Here is a 2,936-nt window from a genome sequence, read left to right as displayed (position 1 = left end):
CGCCGCCCGCGCCCGCATCGAGGGCTCGCTGCGCGGGCTGGACCGGCGCGCGCGCATGACCCTGCCCGGCTGGCGCTCCATGTTGGCGGCGCTGGAGGAAGGGGGCGACGAACCCGATCCTGACTTCGTCGACTGGCTAAGCGCAGAAGCGGCTTTCGGCCGTATCCACGACGTGGCCCTGCGTCGCCACTGGATCGATCCGACCGTACCGCTGGAGGCGGCGGTGGTCATGCCGTCGCACGGGGTGTTGGTGACATCGGCCACCCTGACCGATCCGGCGGCGGAAGACCCCTTCGACCTCGCCCGGCTGCGGACCGGGGCCGCGCGCCTGATCGAACCGGCGCGCACGCTGAAGGTCGACAGCCCCTTCGATTATGCGACCAACAGCCGGGTCATCGTCGTCAATGACCTGGTCAAGGACGACCCGCGACAGATCGCGGCGGCCATGCGCGAACTGTTCCTGGCGGCGGGCGGCGGAGGACTGGGCCTGTTCACCGCCATCCGGCGGCTGAAGGCGGTCTATGAGCGGCTGGGGCCCGAACTGGCGCGGGCGGGCCTGCCGCTCTACGCACAGCACGTCGATCCGCTGGAGGTCGGGGCGTTGGTCGACGTCTTCAGGGCCGAGCGGGACAGCTGCCTGCTGGGCACCGATGCCGTCAGGGACGGGGTGGACGTGCCGGGGCGGTCCTTGCGCGTTCTGGCTTTCGACCGCGTGCCGTGGCCGCGCCCCGACTTGCTGCACAAGGCGCGGCGCGAGCGGTTCGGCACGGGCTCGGGCGGTCGTTCGTGGGACGACGCCTTGGCGCGCGGGCGCATCGCCCAGGCGTTCGGCCGCCTGATCCGCCGGGCCGACGACCGGGGCGTCTTCGTCATGCTGGACGCCGCCTGTCCGACGCGCCTGTTCGCCGCCCTGCCTCCGGGGACGGAGGTTCTGCGTCTGGGGCTGGCCGAGACGGTGGAGTTGACCAAGGACTTCCTGGCGGAGCAGACCGGCTGACCATGTCGCGCACCACCCCCGCCACCGTCGCCCTGAGCAAGGCCGGCGTCGCCTTCGAACTGCACCCTTACGACTACGATCCCGACGCGCCGCGCGTGGGGTTGCAGGCGGCCGAGGCCCTGGGCTGGGCGCCCGAGCAGGTGTTCAAGACGCTGATGACCCTGGTCGACGCCAAGCCCGTCTGCGTCGTCGTGCCGTCCGACTGTGAGGTCAGCATGAAGAAGCTGGCCGCCGCCGCCGGGGGCAAGTCGGCCCAGATGATGAAACCCGCCGACGCCGAGCGCCTGACCGGCTTCAAGGTCGGCGGCGTCAGTCCCTTCGGCCAGCGCAAGGCCGTCCCGACCTTCATCGACGAGACGGCCATCCTGTTCGAGCGGGTGCTGGTCAACGGCGGCCAGCGCGGCCTGCTGCTGGAGCTGGCGCCGGACGAGGCGGCGCGGGTCTGCGCAGCGGCGTGGGCGGACCTGACCGCCTGATCGGCCTAGCTCTCGAACGTCACGACCACGCTGTCGGCGGAACGCTCGGCCTCGCCGTGGAACACCGCCTCGATGTTGTTGCCGTCTGGGTCCAGCAGGAAGGCGGCGTAGTAGCCGGGGTGATAGGGCCGCTCGCCCGGCGCGCCGTTGTCGGTTCCGCCCGCCGCCAGGCCCGCCTTGTGGAAGGCCTCGACCATGGCGCGATCCTTGGCCTGGAAGGCCAGGTGGCAACGGCCGGTCGGCCGGCCCTGCGCCGCGATGCTGTCGACCGCCGAGACGAACAGTTCGTCGGCCCAGAAGAAGCGTTCGGCTTCGCCGCCGATGGGCACGCCCAGGGCTTCCAGCACCGCGCCGTAGAAGCGGCGGCTGGCCTCGAGGTCCGGCGTCACCAGTTGCAGATGGTCGATCAGCCGACCGCGATGAAGCTGCTGCGTCTCCATGGTCTTCGTCTCCTGTCAGATTGCGATTCGAACGGACGGCAGCCTGGCCTGTTCCTGCTGACAGGACGTGTCAGCAGCCGCGCATCCTGCTAAAGCCCGCTCATGACCGACACCGCACCGCATCACAGCCGCAAGGGGCTGATCATCCCCTTCGTCATCGTCGCCGTGGGCCTGGTCCTGTGGACCGGCTGGTGGTTCTTCCTGACCCAGCAGATCGAGCGCCGCATGGAGGCCAAGATCGCCGGGCTGAAGGAGAGCGGCTGGACCATCGAGCACGCCGGAATCGCCACCACCGGCTGGCCCATGCACGCGCGGGTGACGATCAAGCACCTGGACGTCGTCGCTCCGTCCGGCCATGCGATCGCGGCGCCCGAGATGATCGCCCAGGCCAACGCCTACAACCCCACGCGCTGGGTGCTGGCGGCGCCGAACGGCCTGACCGTCACGCGCGGCGAAAAGGGCAAGACCGCCATCCGCGCCGACGGCATCCGCATGAGCGTGCACGGCCTGACCCAGCGGTGGCCCAATGTGGCTCTGGAGCTGGAGAAGCCGGTCTTCACCGCCCTGCCGGACGCCGAGCCCTTCCCGCTGAAGCAGGCGCGTCTGGTGCAGTTCTACATGCGGCCGCATCTGGTCGGCTCGGACACGCCGACCGATGACGTGGACGTGCTGTTCCGTCTGGTCGACGGCGAAGGGCGCGCGAACGGACCCATTGAAGGCTTCACCCAGTCGGGGATGCTGAACGCCCAGATCGAGGCGGTGATCGAAAAGGCCTCGGCCCTGCGCAAGGGGGCGGACGCCAAGGGGCTGCTGACCGCCTGGACGGCGACGGGCGGACGCTTCATCGACGTGAAGGGCCAGCTTCAGGCGGGCGAGAGCAAGGCCTTCGTCTCCAGCGACGCCCTGTCGGCGGACGCCAAGGGGCGGCTGGAGGGTCAGGTCTTCGTGCGCGCCGAGAAGCCGCTGGCGGCCATCGTCGGCCTGGCGGGCGCCCAGCAGGGCGGTTCGCTGGACCGCGCCGCC

At 70.6% G+C, this 2,936-nt stretch carries 4 protein-coding genes; 3 read left to right on the top strand and 1 reads right to left on the bottom strand.

Annotation, left to right across the window (positions count from 1 at the left end; all coding sequences use genetic code 11):
- Both BDIM_RS13935 and ybaK read left to right on the top strand, forming a co-directional pair.
- Window positions 1-997: helicase C-terminal domain-containing protein (locus tag BDIM_RS13935; RefSeq protein WP_040346261.1), on the top strand; the 997-nt coding region annotated here is incomplete at its 5' end.
- A gap of 2 nt (window positions 998-999) precedes the next feature.
- On the top strand, window positions 1,000-1,473 hold the full coding sequence (gene ybaK / locus BDIM_RS13930) for a Cys-tRNA(Pro) deacylase (protein ID WP_003166238.1): 474 nt from the start codon (window positions 1,000-1,002) through the stop codon (window positions 1,471-1,473).
- A gap of 5 nt (window positions 1,474-1,478) precedes the next feature.
- On the opposite strand, the gene BDIM_RS13925 is transcribed toward ybaK, so the two are convergent.
- On the bottom strand, window positions 1,479-1,913 hold the full coding sequence (locus BDIM_RS13925; protein ID WP_003166237.1) for a VOC family protein: 435 nt from the start codon (window positions 1,911-1,913) through the stop codon (window positions 1,479-1,481).
- Between the two features lie 102 nt (window positions 1,914-2,015).
- Here BDIM_RS13925 and BDIM_RS13920 point away from each other — a divergent pair.
- Window positions 2,016-2,936, top strand: a 921-nt coding sequence (locus tag BDIM_RS13920; protein WP_040347090.1) for a DUF2125 domain-containing protein, incomplete at its 3' end; no start/stop codon positions are given.

It is taken from the genome of Brevundimonas diminuta ATCC 11568 (assembly GCF_000204035.1).
Taxonomy (GTDB): Bacteria; Pseudomonadota; Alphaproteobacteria; order Caulobacterales; family Caulobacteraceae; genus Brevundimonas; species Brevundimonas diminuta.
The sequence above is the reverse complement of the archived record's forward strand: the minus strand, read 5'-3'. Positions and strand labels throughout refer to the sequence as shown.